This is a genomic window from Streptomyces sp. NPDC047002 (assembly GCF_040704505.1).
Classification (GTDB): domain Bacteria; phylum Actinomycetota; class Actinomycetes; order Streptomycetales; family Streptomycetaceae; genus Streptomyces.
On the sequence record NZ_JBEYWC010000005.1, the window covers coordinates 143367 to 159899 of the forward strand.

10 protein-coding genes are annotated in these 16533 nt (G+C 74.7%); 7 read left to right on the plus strand and 3 right to left on the minus strand.

All coding sequences use genetic code 11. The features are described from left to right. Positions 1-74 precede the first annotated feature (74 nt). Together AB0910_RS07605 and ftsY are read left to right on the plus strand one after the other, a co-directional pair. On the plus strand, positions 75-3851 hold the full coding sequence (locus tag AB0910_RS07605; RefSeq protein ID WP_366743592.1) for an AAA family ATPase: 3777 nt from the start codon (positions 75-77) through the stop codon (positions 3849-3851). 213 nt (positions 3852-4064) lie between these two features. Continuing rightward, positions 4065-5288: a signal recognition particle-docking protein FtsY gene (gene ftsY, locus AB0910_RS07610; protein ID WP_366743593.1), complete on the plus strand. Its 1224-nt coding sequence runs from the start codon at positions 4065-4067 to the stop codon at positions 5286-5288. A gap of 129 nt (positions 5289-5417) precedes the next feature. On the opposite strand, the gene AB0910_RS07615 is transcribed toward ftsY, so the two are convergent. Beyond that, entirely contained in the window at positions 5418-6101 is a 684-nt protein-coding gene (locus tag AB0910_RS07615) for a bifunctional DNA primase/polymerase (protein ID WP_366743594.1), read from the minus strand. A 433-nt stretch (positions 6102-6534) separates the two neighbouring features. Between AB0910_RS07615 and AB0910_RS07620 the strand changes: the two genes are divergently transcribed. From AB0910_RS07620 to ffh, 5 genes are all read left to right on the plus strand, one after another. Then, entirely contained in the window at positions 6535-8016 is a 1482-nt protein-coding gene (locus tag AB0910_RS07620; RefSeq protein ID WP_366743701.1) for a hypothetical protein, read from the plus strand. Positions 8017-8293: 277 nt separating this feature from the next. Continuing rightward, a complete protein-coding gene (locus AB0910_RS07625; RefSeq protein ID WP_366743595.1) occupies positions 8294-9574 on the plus strand; it encodes an ammonium transporter in 1281 nt (426 codons plus the stop codon). Then, complete coding sequence (locus AB0910_RS07630) at positions 9571-9909, plus strand: P-II family nitrogen regulator (protein ID WP_345653134.1); 339 nt, start codon at positions 9571-9573, stop codon at positions 9907-9909. The genes AB0910_RS07625 and AB0910_RS07630 overlap by 4 nt, the downstream gene beginning before the upstream one ends. After that, positions 9899-12379, plus strand: coding sequence for a [protein-PII] uridylyltransferase (locus tag AB0910_RS07635; protein ID WP_366743596.1), 2481 nt, complete (start codon positions 9899-9901; stop codon positions 12377-12379). Before AB0910_RS07630 ends, AB0910_RS07635 begins: the two co-directional genes overlap by 11 nt. A gap of 142 nt (positions 12380-12521) precedes the next feature. Then, entirely contained in the window at positions 12522-14060 is a 1539-nt protein-coding gene (gene ffh / locus AB0910_RS07640; RefSeq protein ID WP_366743597.1) for a signal recognition particle protein, read from the plus strand. Positions 14061-14127: 67 nt separating this feature from the next. On the opposite strand, the gene AB0910_RS07645 is transcribed toward ffh, so the two are convergent. Together AB0910_RS07645 and AB0910_RS07650 are read right to left on the minus strand one after the other, a co-directional pair. Then, the gene (locus AB0910_RS07645) at positions 14128-15345 is read right to left on the minus strand and encodes a phosphopentomutase (RefSeq protein ID WP_366743598.1); all 1218 of its coding nucleotides are present in this window, start codon (positions 15343-15345) and stop codon (positions 14128-14130) included. A gap of 23 nt (positions 15346-15368) precedes the next feature. Continuing rightward, positions 15369-16532, minus strand: coding sequence for an alanine racemase (locus AB0910_RS07650; RefSeq protein WP_366743599.1), 1164 nt, complete (start codon positions 16530-16532; stop codon positions 15369-15371). Position 16533 lies beyond the last annotated feature (1 nt).

The following is a 16533-nucleotide window of genomic DNA, read 5'->3' on the forward strand; positions in this document are numbered from 1 at the left end:
TAACGTGTGATGTGCCCTGCGCGTTCAGCGGTGAAACCGCCGACGGACGATCTGTGCGGGTAGAGTCCGGCGGCGTGCACCTCAAGGCCATGACACTGCGCGGGTTCAAGTCGTTCGCGTCCGCCACGACGCTGCGCTTCGAACCCGGCATTACCTGTGTCGTGGGGCCCAACGGCTCGGGCAAGTCCAATGTGGTCGACGCGCTCTCCTGGGTCATGGGGGAGCAGGGCGCCAAGTCGCTGCGCGGCGGCAAGATGGAAGACGTCATCTTCGCCGGGACCACGGGGCGGCCGCCGCTCGGCCGGGCCGAGGTCTCCCTGACCATCGACAACGCGGACGGCGCGCTCCCCATCGAGTACGCCGAGGTCACCATCACGCGGATCATGTTCCGCGGCGGCAGCAGCGAATACCAGATCAACGGCGACACCTGTCGGCTCCTCGACATCCAGGACCTGCTCTCCGACTCCGGCATCGGCCGCGAGATGCACGTCATCGTCGGGCAGGGACAGCTCGACTCCGTCCTGCACGCCGACCCGATGGGCCGCCGGGCCTTCATCGAGGAGGCCGCGGGCGTCCTCAAGCACCGCAAGCGCAAGGAGAAGGCGCTGCGGAAGCTGGACGCGATGCAGGCGAACCTCGCGCGCGTGCAGGACCTCACGGACGAACTGCGCCGCCAGCTCAAGCCGCTCGGCCGCCAGGCGGCCGTCGCGCGCCGCGCCGCCGTCATCCAGGCCGACCTGCGCGACGCGCGGCTGCGGCTGCTCGCAGACGACCTCGTCACGCTCAGGGAGGCCCTGCGCACCGAGGTCGCCGACGAGGCCGAGCTCAAGCACCGCAAGGAGCAGGCCGAGGCGCGGCTGAAGACGGCGCTGACCCGCGAGGCCGACCTGGAGGACGAGGTCAGGCGCCTCACGCCGCGGCTCGCCCGCGCCCAGCAGACCTGGTACGAGCTGTCGCAGCTCGCCGAGCGGGTGCGCGGCACGATCTCCCTCGCCGACGCCCGCGTCACCAGCGCCACCCAGGCGCCCCCCGAGGAGCGGCGCGGCCGCGACCCCGAGGACATGGAGCGCGAGGCCGCCAGGATCCGGGAGCAGGAAGCCGAGCTGGAGGCGGCGCTCGACGCCGCGGAGCGCGCCCTCGACGACACCGCGTCCCACCGCGCCGACCTGGAGCGCGAACTCGCCGTCGAGGAGCGCAGGCTGAAGGACGCGGCCCGGGCGCTCGCCGACCGCAGGGAGCAGCTCGCCAGGCTGCACGGGCAGGTCACCGCCGCCAAGGGCCGGGCCGCCTCGGCCCAGGCCGAGATCGACAGGCTCGCCGCGAGCCGCGACGGGGCGGGGCAGCGGGCCGCGGCGGCGCAGGAGGAGTACGAGCAGCTCAGGGCCGAGGTCGAGGGCCTCGACGCCGACGACCACGCACTGGGCGACGAGCACGAGGCGGCGCGCGGCGCCCTGGCCGATGCCGAGGCCGCGCTGAGCGCGGCGCGCGAGGCGGCCACCGCAGCCGAGCGCCGCCGCGCCGCCGTCGCAGCCCGGCATGACGCGCTGGTGCTCGGGCTGCGCAGGAAGGACGGCTCGGGCGCGCTGCTGGCCGCGCGTGACACGCTCACCGGGCTGCTCGGCCCCGCGGCCGAGCTGCTGTCGCTCGCGCCGGGCCACGAGGTCCAGGTGGCGGCGGCCCTCGGGATGGCGGCCGACGCGCTCGCGGTCACCGACACGGCCACGGCCGCGCGGGCGCTGCGGCTGCTGCGCGACCAGGACGCGGGCCGCGCGACCCTGCTGTCCGCGGGTCCCGCGGCCGCCGTGCCCGCCCAGTCGCCCGCCGCGCCGGCCCTTCCCGCGCAGGGCGCGCGTCCCCCGCGGACCGCGCAGGGCGGCCCTGGCCAGGAGACCGTGCACGACGGGCCCGGCGCGGCGGGTCACGGCCGGGACGGCGCGTATCCCGCGGACCGTACGCAGCCCGCTCCCGGGGGCGGGGAGGAGAAGCAGAGGGCCGCGGCGGCCGGGCACGAGACGTGGCACGCCGGGGCCGTCGCGGGGGAGCCGCTGCCCGTCGCCGAGCTGATCGGCGGGCCGCCCGCGCTGGTCGACGCGGTGGGGCGGCTGGTGCGGGACATGGTGGCCGTCGCCACGCTGGAAGACGCCGAGGAACTCGTACGGACGCGGCCCTCGCTGACCGCGGTCACCGCGGAAGGCGACCTCCTCGGGGCGCACTTCGCGCACGGCGGCTCGGCGGGCGCGCCCAGCCTGCTCGAGGTGCAGGCGTCGGTCGACGAGGCGGCGGCCGAGCTGGCCGGGCTTGCCGTGCGCTGCGAGGAGCTGGCCGCGGTGCAGCAGGCGGCGGCCGAGGCGCGCACGGAGGCCGCGGCCCTGGTCGAGGAGCTGGGGGAGCGACGGCGCGCCGCCGACCGGGAGAAGTCGGCGGTCTCCGGGCAGCTGGGTCGCCTCGCCGGGCAGGCGCGCGGCGCCGCAGGCGAGGCGGAGCGCGCGGCGGCCGCCGTCGCCAAGGCGACCGAGTCGCTCGAACGCGCCACCGCGGAGGCCGAGGAGCTCGCGGAGCGGCTGCTCGTCGCCGAGGAGGCGGCGGGCGAGGACGGCGACGACGAGCCCGACACCTCCGTGCGGGACCGGCTCGCGGCCGACGGCGCCAACGCCCGCCAGACCGAGATGGAGGCACGCCTCCAGGTCCGCACCCACGAGGAGCGGGTGAAGGGGCTCGCGGGCCGCGCCGACGCCCTCGACCGGGGCGCCCGCGCCGAGCGCGAGGCCAGGGCGCGCGCCGAGCAGCGCAGGGCGAGGCTGCGGCACGAGGCGGCGGTCGCCGGCGCGGTCGCCGCGGGCGCGCGCCTGCTGCTCGCGCACGTCGAGGTCTCCGTGGGCCGCGCCGAGCAGGAGCGGGTCGCTGCGGAGGCGGCCAAGGCGGAGCGCGAGCGCGAGCTCGCGGGGGAGCGCGAGCGCGGCCGCGAGCTCAAGGCGGAGCTCGACCGGCTCACGGACTCGGTGCACCGGGGCGAGGTGCTGGGCGCCGAGAAGCGGATGCGCATCGAGCAGCTGGAGACGAAGGCGCTGGAGGAGCTGGGCGTGGAGCCGGCCGGGCTCGTCGCGGAGTACGGCCCCGACCAGCCCGTGCCGCCGTCCCCGCCGGCCGAGGGCGAGGTGCTGCCCGAGGACCCGGGCCACCCGCGCAACCTGCCGCGGCCGTTCGCGCGCGGCGAGCAGGAGAAGCGGCTGCGCGCCGCCGAGCGCGCCTACCAGCAGCTCGGCAAGGTCAACCCGCTGGCCCTTGAGGAGTTCGCGGCCCTTGAGGAACGCCACAACTTCCTCTCCGAGCAGCTGGAGGACCTGAAGAAGACCCGCGCCGACCTGCTCCAGGTGGTCAAGGAGGTCGACGAGCGGGTCGAGCAGGTCTTCACCGAGGCGTACCGGGACACGGCCCGCGAGTTCGAGGGCGTCTTCTCCCGGCTGTTCCCCGGTGGCGAGGGCAGGCTGCTGCTGACCGACCCGGAGAACATGCTCACCACCGGGGTGGAGGTGGAGGCGCGCCCGCCGGGCAAGAAGGTCAAGCGCCTGTCCCTGCTGTCCGGCGGCGAGCGCTCGCTGACCGCGGTGGCGCTGCTCGTGTCGATCTTCAAGGCACGCCCCAGTCCGTTCTACGTGATGGACGAGGTCGAGGCGGCGCTCGACGACACCAACCTCCAGCGCCTGATCCGGATCATGCAGGAGCTTCAGGAGAGCTCGCAGCTGATCGTGATCACGCACCAGAAGCGCACCATGGAGGTCGCGGACGCGCTCTATGGCGTGTCCATGCAGGGCGACGGCGTGTCGAAGGTGATCAGCCAGCGCCTCCGCTGAGCGGGCCGCGCCGGGGAAGACGGGCCCACAGGCCCGCGCGGGCCGCACCGCGCCCTCCCGCGCCTTCCGGGGAGCGGGGGGTCGTCCGCATAGGTTGGCAGCAGGTGAAGACCACCGCCCGAGGGGCCGTGTGATCACCCCGGGGACCGGCGTACGGTCCCGGGAGCGGCCGTGCCGGGCCGCACGCGGTCGTGGCCGATACTGGGGAGCGTTATGGAACTCGTCATCCTTGTTGTAGTCATCGCCGTGGTCGTCATCGGCGGCCTCAGCGGGCTCGTGGTCGGACGAAGCCGCACGAAGAAGAAGCTGCCTCCGCCGCCGCCCGCCGCGCCCACCATCACCTCCCCCCCGACCGAGCCGCACGTCGGCGACGAGGCCGAGACCCCGCGCGACGAACGCCGCCGGACCATCGAGGAGGTCGGCCTCCCGGACGCGGAGACCGCCACCGCGACCCCGGCAGCCGTCGAGGACCCGGTCGTCGGGCTGGCGCCCGCGCCGCCCGTCGAGGTGCCCGAGCCGACCGCCGGCCGCCTGGTGCGCCTCCGCGCCCGCCTCTCGCGCTCCCAGAACTCCCTCGGCAAGGGCCTGCTCACGCTGCTGTCGCGCGAGCACCTCGACGAGGAGACCTGGGAGGAGATCGAGGACACGCTGCTCACCGCGGACGTCGGCGTGAAGCCGACCCAGGAGCTGGTGGAGCGGCTGCGGGAGCGGGTCAGGGTGCTCGGCACCCGCAGCCCCGAGGAGCTGCGCACGCTGCTGCGCGAGGAGCTGATCACCCTCGTCGGCGCCGACCTGCCGCGCGCGGTCAACACCGAGAGCCCCCTCGACACCCCGGCCGTGGTCATGGTCGTCGGCGTCAACGGCACCGGCAAGACCACGACGACGGGCAAGCTCGCCCGGGTGCTGGTGGCCGACGGCAGGTCCGTCGTGCTCGGCGCCGCCGACACCTTCCGCGCCGCCGCCGCCGACCAGCTCCAGACCTGGGGCGAGCGCGTCGGCGCCCGCACGGTGCGCGGCCCCGAGGGCGGCGACCCCGCGTCCGTCGCCTTCGACGCCGTCAAGGAGGGCATCGCGGAGGGCGCCGACGTCGTCCTGATCGACACCGCGGGCCGCCTGCACACCAAGACGGGCCTGATGGACGAGCTCGGCAAGGTCAAGCGCGTCGTCGAGAAGCACGGTCCGCTGGACGAGGTGCTGCTCGTGCTCGACGCCACCACCGGGCAGAACGGCCTCGTGCAGGCCAGGGTGTTCGCCGAGGTCGTGGACATCACCGGCATCGTCCTGACCAAGCTCGACGGCACGGCGAAGGGCGGCATCGTCGTGGCCGTCCAGCGCGAACTGGGGGTCCCGGTCAAGCTGGTGGGCCTCGGCGAGGGCGCCGACGACCTGGCCCCCTTCGAGCCGGCCGCCTTCGTGGACGCGCTGATCGGCGACTGACCGGCGCGCTCCCCGCACCGTCCCGTACGGCGGAAGGGCGGGTGACCCGACCGGGTCACCCGCCCTTCGCGCGCCCGCCGCCGCCCGCGCTGCGGTCTCGCGGGCTGCGCGGCTTCGGCAGCCGTGCGGCTACGCCTCGCACCGGGGCCGCGCCCGGCCCACCCGGTGGCAGATGTACGCGAGCGTCCCCAGCAGCAGCCTGGCAGGCGGCACCGGCGCGGCCTCGGGGGACGGCGGGCGCAGCCAGCGCGCGGGGCCCAGCGTCCCCATCGGCGAGGGCGGCGCCACCACATGGCAGCCCGCGCCCAGGCCCGCGAGGTCGAGGTCCGCGTCGTCCCAGCCCATGCGGTACAGCAGGGTCGGCAGCTCGGCGGCCGCGCCCGGCGCCACGAAGAAGTACGCGCGCCCCGTGGGTGTCGCGAGGACCGGGCCGCGCGGCAGCCCCATCCGCTCGAGGCGTGCCAGGGCGTGCACGCCGGCGCCGAGCGCCACGTCGATCACGTCGAAGCTGCGGCCCACCGGCAGCAGGACCGAGGCGCCCGGCACCCGGGCCCAGGCGCGGGCGGCCTCGTCGAGCGTCGCGCCCGCGGGCACGCCGGGGAAGAAGCCGAGCGGATGCGCGCCGGGCGCCGTACAGCGCGGATCGCCGCAGGAGCACGCCCCGTCGGCCGAGGCGCGGGTGCCCGCCGTGACGTCCCAGCCCCAGAGTCCTGTGTACTCGGCGACCGCGGTGCACTCCGTGGCACGGCCGCGGCGGCGCCCTGACGGCCGCAGCTCCCGGATGTCCCGGATACCGCCGATGGTGAAGCCCATGCCCCCTCCAACGGGTCGAGCGCGTCGGTGGTTACGACTCGCAGTCTGCCCGTGACACTCCGTTGCCATCGGGGCGTTGGCGCGGGCGCGAGGGGGTAATAGGGGTGGTGCGGGTCCTGCCGTGCGCCCCGGCGCACCTCGCTTGGTCTGCCCTTGACCGCCGCCTGTCAAGTGAATCGCCTCCGCTCGGTGGTGAGTTCATTCGAAGGGGTGGCGAATGGTGGCGTTTGTGGAATCCCCTAGCTGGAGGGGTGATCGTAGGATTACTTTCGGTGCACGCGTTGGGGAGAAGGGTTGTTCTCGTGGGTATGCCGGAGGCACATCGAGTGCGTGTTCGAGGGGTGGCTCCGGTGACTCGCCGGACGCCGCGCCGCGGCACACGGCATCCCCGCGGTGGCTCGTGCGGGGGATTGAGCGGATGGGGGCGTTCCAGGTGAGCGGCAGCGGCTCGGACGGGGCGGGCGCGGGCAAGCGCCCGAACGAACTGCTCGGCTCCTGGTTCGCGCGCAGCGGCTGGTCGAAGGGCGAGCTGGCCCGCCAGGTCAACCGCAGGGCGCGCCAGATGGGCGCCCACCACGTCAGCACGGACACCTCCCGCGTGCGGCGCTGGCTCGACGGCGAGCAGCCGCGCGAGCCCATCCCGCGGATCATGTCCGAGCTGTTCTCCGAGCGCTTCGGCGCGGTCGTCGCCGTCGAGGACCTCGGGCTGCGCTCCGCGCACCAGTCGCCTTCGGCCGCCGGGGTCGACCTGCCCTGGGCGGGACCCCAGACCGTGGCGCTGCTCAGCGAGTTCTCCCGGGGCGACCTGATGCTCGGCCGCCGCGGCTTCCTCGGCTCCTCCCTCGCCCTGTCCGCGGGCCCCGCCCTGGTCGAGCCCATGCAGCGCTGGCTCGTGCCGACGCCGGGCGGCGAGCAGCCCGCGCCCCCCGCACCCGAGGGCGCTGCGGCGCGCAGGACGCCGCGGCTTTCGGGCCCCGAGCTCGAACTGCTGGAGTCGACCACGGCGATGTTCCGCCTCTGGGACGCGCAGTGCGGCGGCGGGCTGCGGCGCAAGGCGGTCGTCGGCCAGCTCCACGAGGTCACCGACCTGCTGCAGGAGCCGCTGCCCGGCCCCGTCTCCCGCCGGCTGTTCACCTGCGCGGCCGAACTGGCCGAGCTGGCCGGCTGGATGAGCTACGACGTGGGCCTCCAGCCCAACGCGCAGAAGTACTTCGTGCTGGCGCTGCACGCCGCCAAGGAGGCGGGCGACCGTGCGCTCGGCGCGTACATCCTGTCGTCGATGAGCCGGCAGATGATCCACCTCGGCCGCCCCGAGGACGCGCTCGAACTGATCCACCTCGCGCAGTACGGCAGCCGCGACTGCGCCACCGCCCGCACCCAGGCCATGCTCCACGCGATGGAGGCGCGCGCCTACGCCGGCATGGGCCAGCCGGGCAAGTGCAAGCGCGCCGTCAGGATGGCCGAGGACACCTTCACCGACGTCGGCCTCGACGGGGAGCCCGACCCCGACTGGATCGGCTTCTTCACCGAGGCGGAGCTGCACGCGGAGAACGCGCACTCCTTCCGCGACCTCGCCCATGTCGCCGGGCGCAGCCCCACCTACGCCTCGCTCGCCGAGCCCGCCATGGCGCGCGCCGTCGAGCTGTTCCGCGGGGACGAGGACCACCAGCGTTCCTACGCGCTGAACCTCGTCGGCCTCGCCAGCGTGCACCTGCTGCGGCGCGAGCCCGAACAGCTCGCGGGCCCCGCGCGGGAGGCGCTCGGCATCGCGCGCTCCATCCGCTCCGAGCGGGTCAACACCCGCCTGCGCAAGACCGTCGACCTCGCCGTGCGCGACTTCGGCGACGTCCCCGAGGTCGCCGAGCTCGGCGAGCTGCTCGGCCCCCGCTTCCCCGAGCCCGCGGAGGCCGTCTGAGACCCCGGCCGCGGTGCTCGCCCCGTACCGCCCGACGCGGCTCCCCCGCCGACAGGACGACAGGGCGACACCGCGGCCGGTCCCCGCCCCGCCGTGGGGCGGAATCACCCCTACGCGGCGGCGATTCACCTCCGCGTAACACGGGGATCATCTTCGTCACCATCTGGAAACACGGCACACGCTCGACGGAAACGGCCCTGAGCGAACCTCCTCAACACAGTCGGCCCATACCAAATGTCGGATAGGGCCGATCCGACCGACGGAGGGGACGCCGGCCTTGAATGGTGCAGATACCGCGTTCGTATTGATCAGTGCAGCGCTCGTCATGCTGATGGCGCCGGGACTGGCGTTTTTCTATGGCGGCATGGTGCGGGTCAAGAGCGCCCTCAACATGCTGATGATGTCCGTCATCTCGCTGGCGGTGGTCAGCGTCCTGTGGGTTTTCTACGGTTATACGCTGGCCTTCGGTGACGACCTCGGCGGTGTCGGGCTCCTCGGCAACCTCGACCACCTCGGCATGAAGGGCATCGGCCCCGAGACGCTGACCGGCAAGGGCGGCATCCCCGTGCTCGCCTTCGCCTTCTTCCAGCTGATGTTCGCCGTCCTGACGCCCGCGCTGATGAGCGGCGCCCTCGCGGACCGGGTGAAGTTCACCGCCTGGACCCTGTTCATCGCGCTGTGGGTGACCCTTGTCTACTTCCCCATCGCCCACTGGGTCTGGCAGTCGGGCGGCTGGCTGTTCAAGCTCGGCGTGATCGACTTCGCCGGCGGCACCGCCGTCCACATCAACGCGGGCATCGGCGGGCTCGCCGCCGTCCTCGTCGTCGGCAAGCGCATCGGCTTCAAGAAGGACCCGATGCGGCCGCACAGCCTGCCGCTCGTCGTCATAGGGGCGGCCCTGCTGTGGTTCGGCTGGTTCGGCTTCAACGCGGGCTCCGAGCTCGCGGCCGACGGCACCGCGGCCAACATGGCCTTCAACACCCAGATCGCCACCGCTGCCGCGATGATCGGCTGGCTCGCCTACGAGCGCATCAGGCACGGCGCGTTCACCACCCTCGGCGCCGCCTCGGGCGCCGTCGCGGGCCTCGTCGCCATCACCCCCTCAGGCGCGGCGGTGAACGCCTGGGGAGCCCTGCTCATCGGCGTCGTCGCCGGTGCGATCTGCTCCTTTGCCGTCAGCCTCAAGTTCAAGTTCGGCTACGACGACTCGCTCGACGTCGTCGGCGTCCACCTCGTCGGCGGTGTGATCGGCACGCTGCTCGTCGGCGTCCTCGCCACCGGCGGCGCCGCCGGCCTCACCCAGCTCGGCAAGCAGGCCGCGGGGGCCTTCTCCGTGATGGCCTACTCGTTCGTCGTCTCCTGGCTGCTCGCGAAGCTCGTCGACAAGACGATCGGCTTCCGTGCCTCCGAGGAGGACGAGGTCACCGGCCTCGACATGACGCAGCACGCCGAGTCCGCGTACGACTACTCGGGCGTCGGCGGCGCGGCGGTGCAGCGTAGTAGCGTGCCCGCAGCCGACCCGACCGCCGCGGCGGCCAACCCGAAGGTGGACGCATGAAGCTCATCACCGCCGTCGTGAAGCCGCACAGGCTGGACGAGATCAAGGAGGCGCTGCAGGCGTTCGGCGTCCAGGGCCTCACCGTCACCGAGGCCAGCGGCTACGGCCGCCAGCGCGGGCACACCGAGGTCTACCGGGGCGCCGAGTACACCGTGGACCTCGTCCCCAAGGTCCGTATCGAGGTCCTCGCCGAGGACGACGACGCCGAGCAGGTCGTGGAGGTCGTCGTGAAGGCCGCCCGCACCGGCAAGATCGGCGACGGCAAGGTGTGGACCGTGCCCGTCGAGACCGCCGTACGGGTACGCACCGGCGAACGCGGCCCCGATGCCCTCTGAGGACCGGTCCTCGCCCGACCAGGGCACCAGCTACGCGGCAGCCCGGCTGCGCCTCCTCCAGGACGAGGCGCGGCCGGGCCGCCCGCGTCGTGAGGCGCTCTCCGGCCTCACCGACGGCTGGCTGAAGGGCCTCTTCGACGCGGCCGCCGCGCACACCGGCGTCCGGGGCGCCGCCCTGGTCGCCGTGGGCGGCTACGGGCGCGGCGAGCTCTCCCCGCGCAGCGACCTCGACCTGCTCCTGCTCCACGACGGCGCGCCCGCGGGGGCCGTCGCCGCGCTCGCCGAGCGCCTCTGGTACCCCGTCTGGGACCTCGGCCTCGCCCTCGACCACTCCGTGCGCACGCCCGCCGAGGCCCGCAGGACCGCGGCCGAGGACCTCAAGGTCCACCTCGGGCTGCTCGACGCACGCCTCGTCGCAGGCGACCTCGGGCTCCTCACCAAGCTGCGCACCACCGTCCTCGCCGACTGGCGCAACAACGCGGCCAAGCGCCTGCCCGCGCTGGCCGAGCTGTGCAGGGAGCGCGGCGAGCGCCACGGCGAGCTGCAGTTCCTCCTCGAAGGCGACCTCAAGGAGTCGCGTGGCGGCCTGCGCGACGCCACCGCCCTGCGCGCCGTCGCCGCGTCCTGGCTCGCCGACGCGCCGCGCGCCGGGCTCGCCGAGGCCCGCACCCGCCTCCTCGACGTCCGCGACACCCTCCACCTGGCCACCGGGCGCGCCACCGACCGGCTCGCGCTCCAGGAGCAGGACGCCGTCGCGCAGGCGCTGCAACTCCCCGACGCCGACGCGCTGCTGCGCCAGGTGTACGAGGCGGCCCGCACCATCTCGTACGCCTCCGACGTCACCTGGCGCGAGGTGCACAGGGTCCTGGGGGCGCGGGCCGCGCGGCCCCGGCTGCGCGCCATGCTCGGCGTCGGGCAGAAGCCGGCGGCCGAGCGCGTCCCCCTCGCCGACGGCGTCGTCGAGCAGGACGGCGAGGCCGTGCTGGCCCGCGCCGCGCGGCCCGAGCGCGACCCGGTGCTGCCGCTGCGCGCCGCCGCCGCTGCCGCCCAGGCCGGCCTGCCGATCTCCCCGCACGCGGTGCGCAGGCTCGCGGCCGCCGCGCCCCCGCTGCCGGTGCCGTGGCCCGCCGAGGCCCGCGAGGAACTGGTCACGCTGCTCGGCGCGGGCGAGCCGACGGTGGCCGTGTGGGAGGCCCTGGAGGCCGAGGGGCTCGTCACCCGCCTGCTGCCCGACTGGGAGCGCGTCCACTGCCGGCCGCAGCGCAACCCCGTCCACACCTGGACCGTCGACCGGCACCTGGTGGAGACCGCCGTCAGGGCCGCCTCGCTGACCCGCCGCGTCTCGCGCCCCGACCTGCTGCTGATCTGCGCCCTGCTGCACGACCTCGGCAAGGGCTGGCCGGGCGACCACTCCGTGGTCGGCGAGACCATCGCGCGCGACGTGGCCGCGCGCGTCGGCTTCGGCGCCGAGGACACCGCGGTCGTCGCCACCGTCGTCCGCCACCACCTGCTGCTCGTCGAGACCGCCACCCGGCGCGACCTGGACGACCCGGCGACCGTCGCCGCCGTCGCCCGGCACGTGCGCGGCCGCACCACCCTCGAACTGCTGCACGCGCTCACCGAGGCCGACGCCCTCGCCACCGGACCCGCCGCCTGGTCCGCCTGGCGGGCGGGGCTCGTCGCCGACCTGGTGGCCCGGGTCGGCGCCGCCCTCGTGGGCGAGCCGGTGGAGCGCCCCGCGCCCGGCGCGCCGAGCGCCCAGCAGGAGCGGCTCGCCGTCGAGGCGCTGCGCACCGGCGGCCCCGTGGTCGCGTTGCGCGCGGAACGCGGTCAGGCGGAGCCCGAACCCGAGGCGGCCGCCGCAGAGGAGGCCGCGCCGGAGCCCGTCGGCGTGGAGCTGCACATCGCGCTGCCCGACCGGCCGGGCGTGCTGCCCGCCGCCGCCGGGGTGCTCGCGCTGCACCGGCTCACCGTGCGCGCCGCCGACCTGCGGGCCGTGGAGCTGCCGACCGGCATCGGCGACTCGGGCGCCACCACCGAGGTGCTGCTGCTGAGCTGGCGGGTGGCCGCGGCCTACGGCTCGCTGCCCGAGGAGGCGCGGCTGCGCGCCGACCTCGTACGGGCGCTCGACGGCACCCTCGACATCGCCGCGCGGCTCGCCGAGCGCGACGCCGCCTACCCGAGGCGGCGCGGCGCCAAGGCGCCCCCGCCCCGGGTGACCGTCGCGGGCGCCGCCTCGCAGGAGGCCACCGTGATCGAGGTGCGGGCCAAGGACGCCCCCGGCCTGCTGCACCGGATCGGCCGGGCCCTCGAAGCCTCCGACGTGCGGGTGCGCAGCGCCCATGTCTCCACGCTCGGCGCGAACGCCGTCGACACCGTCTATGTGACGCGCCCCGACGGCACCCCGCTGAGCCCCGAGGACGCGGAGATGGTGGCCAAGCGCGTCGAGTCCGCGCTCACCGCGGCCTGACCCTCCGTTCCGAGCCCGTTCCGATCCCCTCTGGGCCCGCCCCGGGGTGATCGGAACGGGCTGGGGACGGGTTGTGCGCCGCTGCGGATACCCTGGAGGGCAGCCTGTCCGCCCGTCCCCTAGCCGAGGATTCGCGACCACCGTGTTCGACACTCTCTCCGACCGCCTCGCAGCCACCTTCAAGAGCCTCCGGGGCAAAGGGCGCCTCAGCCCGGAGGACATCGACGCCACGGCACGCGAGATCCGTATCGCCCTCCTCGAGGCCGACGTGGCGCTGCCCGTCGTGCGCGCCTTCATCCAGCAGATCAAGGAGCGCGCGGCAGGCGAGGAGGTCTCCCGCGCGCTGAACCCGGCGCAGCAGGTCGTCAAGATCGTCAACGAGGAGCTCATCGGCATCCTCGGCGGTGAGACCCGCAGGCTGCGCTTTGCGAAGCAGCCGCCGACCGTGATCATGCTCGCGGGCCTCCAGGGCGCGGGCAAGACCACGCTCGCCGGCAAGCTGGGCCGCTGGCTGAGCAAGCAGGGCCACTCGCCGCTGCTGGTGGCGGCCGACCTCCAGCGGCCCAACGCGGTCACCCAGCTCTCCGTCGTCGCCGAGCGCGCCGGCGTCTCCGTGTACGCGCCGGAGCCGGGCAACGGCGTGGGCGACCCGGTGAAGGTCGCCAAGGACTCGATCACCTACGCCAGGGACAAGGTCCACGACGTGGTGATCGTGGACACCGCGGGCCGCCTCGGCATCGACCAGGAGCTGATGCGGCAGGCCGCGGACATCCGCGACGCCGTCTCGCCCGACGAGGTCCTCTTCGTCGTCGACGCGATGATCGGCCAGGACGCGGTCAACACCGCCGAGGCCTTCCGCGACGGCGTCGGCTTCGACGGCGTCGTCCTCTCCAAGCTCGACGGTGACGCACGCGGCGGTGCCGCGCTCTCCATCGCGCACGTGACCGGCAAGCAGATCATGTTCGCCTCCAACGGCGAGAAGCTGGACGACTTCGACGCGTTCCACCCGGACCGCATGGCGTCCCGCATCCTCGACATGGGCGACCTGCTCAGCCTGATCGAGAAGGCCGAGCAGACCTTCAGCCAGGCCGAGGCCGAGAAGATGGCCGCCAAGCTGGCCAAGGGCCCCAAGGAGTTCACGCTCGACGACTTCCTGTCCCAGATGGAGCAGGTCAGGAAGATGGGCTCGCTGTCCAAGCTGCTCGGGATGCTGCCCGGCATGGGGCAGATGAAGGACCAGATCAACAATCTGGACGAGCGGGACGTGGACCGCACGGCCGCGATCATCAAGTCGATGACGCCGGGCGAGCGCGCCGAGCCCACCCTCATCAACGGCTCGCGCCGCGCCCGTATCGCCCGCGGCTCCGGCGTCGAGGTCGGCGCGGTGAAGAACCTGGTGGAGCGGTTCTTCGAGGCGCGCAAGATGATGTCGCGGATGGCCCAGGGCGGCGGCATGCCGGGGATGCCGGGGATGCCGGGCATGGGCGGCGGCCCCGGCCGGCAGAAGAAGAAGCAGAAGCAGGCCAAGGGCAAGCAGCGCTCGGGCAACCCGATGAAGCGCAAGGCCGACGAGCAGGCCGCGCTGGCCCGCAAGGAGCAGGCTGCCCTCGGCGGCGGGGCCGCGCAGGAGCAGCCCGAGAAGTTCGAACTGCCCGACGAGTTCAAGAAGTTCATGGGCTGAGCCGCACCGGCCCGCACACGGGGCGCCCCGGGGGAGGGATCCCGCGGGGCGCCCCGTGTGCGGGCTGTCAGCGGCCGGCCGAGCCGTTCGCCAGCGCCCCCGCGTCCAGGCCGAGCGCGGCCGCCGCGGTCGCGCCGACGTCCGCGAGGGTCGGCGCGTCCCCGCGGATCTCGGTGCCGCTGCCGCCGGGGCGGTGGACCAGCACCGGCACGTACTCCCGGGTGTGGTAGGCGTGCCCGATGGTGGGGTCGTTGCCGTGGTCCCCGGTGACGATCAGCCGGTCGCCCGGCGCGTCGAGGAGCCCGAGCAGCTCGAACAGGCCCGCGTCGGCCTCTTCGAGCACCCGCCCGAAGCGCGCCGCGTCCTGCTGGTGGCCCGCGAGGTCCGTCTCCTGCACATTGGCCACGACGAGCGCGTCGCGTCCCGCGCCCCGTACGGCCTGAAGCGTGTGCGCGACGACCTCGGCCGTCGCCACGGCGGGCCGCCGCTCCGCGGCCTCGCAGACCAGGATGTCCGCCGCCTTGCCGACCAAAGTCACCGGGATACCGGAGCGCGCCGCCAGGTCGGGCAGCTGCCGGCTGTGGTCCAACGCGGCGCCCAGGTGGTGCACTTCGAGGCCGCCGTTGCGGTAGAAGCCGGTGGCGGGCGTGTCGAGGCCGACCGTGCCGCCGTCCCCGTCCCGTACGAAGCGGGGCAGTGGCCCGTCCGCGTGGCCGCCGACGGCGATCACCCGGGCGACCGGCGCCACCGTGCGCACCGTGCGGGCGACGGCGAGGATGTCGGCGAAGGGCAGGTCGTCGATGCGGCCCGAGGCGTTCCAGTTGATGCCGGGGTCCGCCTCCAGGTTGTCGTGGACGAGCACCGCGTCGTCCACGACCAGCAGCGGCCTGCCGTCGAGCGGGGTGACCGCGTGCCCTGCCGCCTTCAGCGCGGCCGTGACCTCCGGCAGGTGCTCGGCGAGGCGCGCCACCGTCACCCGGCTGAAGTCCGCGCCCATCATGGTCTGGTGGCCCGCGAAGGTGTCGGCGCCCGGATAGCCGAGCGCGGCCCTGCCCACCGAGACCGGCAGCGGGGTCGCGCGCGCCAGGTCGGGGTGCGGGTGCACGACGCCGAGGCCGAGCGCCCCGAGTCCCGGCAGCCGCAGCGCCCGGCCCGTGGCCGCCCTGCAGGCGTCGAGGACGTGCCCGCAGGTGTCGGCTGCCAGGTCGCCGGGGCGCAGCGCCCCGGCGTCCGGCATGGCCCCGATGCCGAAGCCGTCGAGGACGACGATGACGGTCCTGCTCATGCGAAGTGCTCCTTCCCCTGCCGCTACAGCGCCCGGCCGCGCGCGTCGTACAGGCCGGTGAGCCGCGGTGCGCCCGCCGACAGCCCGGAGACGACGGCCACCGTCGAGCGGGTGACGAAGATCTGGGTGCGGAAGGCCAGCACGGCCGTGTCGCCGACGCGCGCCTCGTCGGGCAGCGCGGGCGCGTCGAGCAGCCGGTAGTAGTCGATGTTCTCGGCCGGCGAGGGCTGCACGGCGAGCCGGGCACCGCTGCGCGGCAGCAGCGCCTCGCGGATGCCGGCCCGCGCGTAGAACCCGCCGCCGTGCAGCGCGGGGCGGCCGTCGGCCAGCGTGTGGGCGACCTCGGTGACGTAGACGTACGCGGGCTGCTCCGGCTGGTGCGGGTCGAGCGCGTGCAGCGGGGTCGTGCCGGTGAGGGAGTGGCCCGGCTCGCCGTGGGTGGCGCCCAGTTCTGCCAGCAGCGGCAGCGTCGCCATCGACGTGGCGCTCGGCGCGCTCAGCTTCACGTCGCGGTGGCCGCGCGCCGCGAGCAGCGCCTTCGCCTTGACGGCGAGCTCGAAGGTGGGCGTGGGGGCGGGCCGCCCGGTGGCCGGGTCGCACAGCACGCACGGGAAGGCCGTGACCCCGGCGAGCCGGATGCCGGACAGCCGCTCGGCCTCGGCGGCGAACGCGTCGAGCCGGTCGAGCGGCACCCCGCCCTCCTGGCCCGGATAGACCGAACCGGGCGCGCCTTCGAGGCGTACGAGGACGTCCTGGACCGTGCCGAGCGCGGCGGCCGCGTCCGAGACGGCCCGCGCGTTGGCGAGGTCGAAGACCGTGACGGCCTCGGGGCGCCAGGCCAGCATCTCCGGCAGGTCGCGCGGCGGGATCTGCACCAGGTGGCCGAGGTTGCCCGCGCGTGCGCCGGTCGCGTGCAGCAGCCTGGCCTCCGCCGGGTCGATCGCGGCGAACTCGGGGATGTGCCGGGACACGGCCCTGATCAGCTCGGGGTTGCGGCCGATCTGCTTGACGACGAACCACAGGGTGAGGCCGAGGCGGTCGGCCTCGGCTGCGAGCAGCGCCGCGTTCGCCTCGACGGCATCGGCGTCCAGCACGTACGTGTCGGGCGGCACGGCGCCCGAGCGGTGCAGGGCCGCCGCGGTGTCGACGAGGGAGGCATTGCGGGTGAGGACGGTGTCGAGGAACACG

What these genes read in the sequence shown, in the direction of transcription:
- ftsY (WP_366743593.1), top strand. Translation starts at nt 4,065, where the DNA reads ATGGAACTCGTCATCCTTGTTGTAGTCATCGCCGTGGTCGTCATCGGC.
- AB0910_RS07615 (WP_366743594.1), bottom strand. Translation starts at nt 6,101, where the DNA reads ATGGGCTTCACCATCGGCGGTATCCGGGACATCCGGGAGCTGCGGCCG.
- AB0910_RS07630 (WP_345653134.1), top strand. Translation starts at nt 9,571, where the DNA reads ATGAAGCTCATCACCGCCGTCGTGAAGCCGCACAGGCTGGACGAGATC.
- AB0910_RS07635 (WP_366743596.1), top strand. Translation starts at nt 9,899, where the DNA reads ATGCCCTCTGAGGACCGGTCCTCGCCCGACCAGGGCACCAGCTACGCG.
- AB0910_RS07645 (WP_366743598.1), bottom strand. Translation starts at nt 15,345, where the DNA reads ATGAGCAGGACCGTCATCGTCGTCCTCGACGGCTTCGGCATCGGGGCC.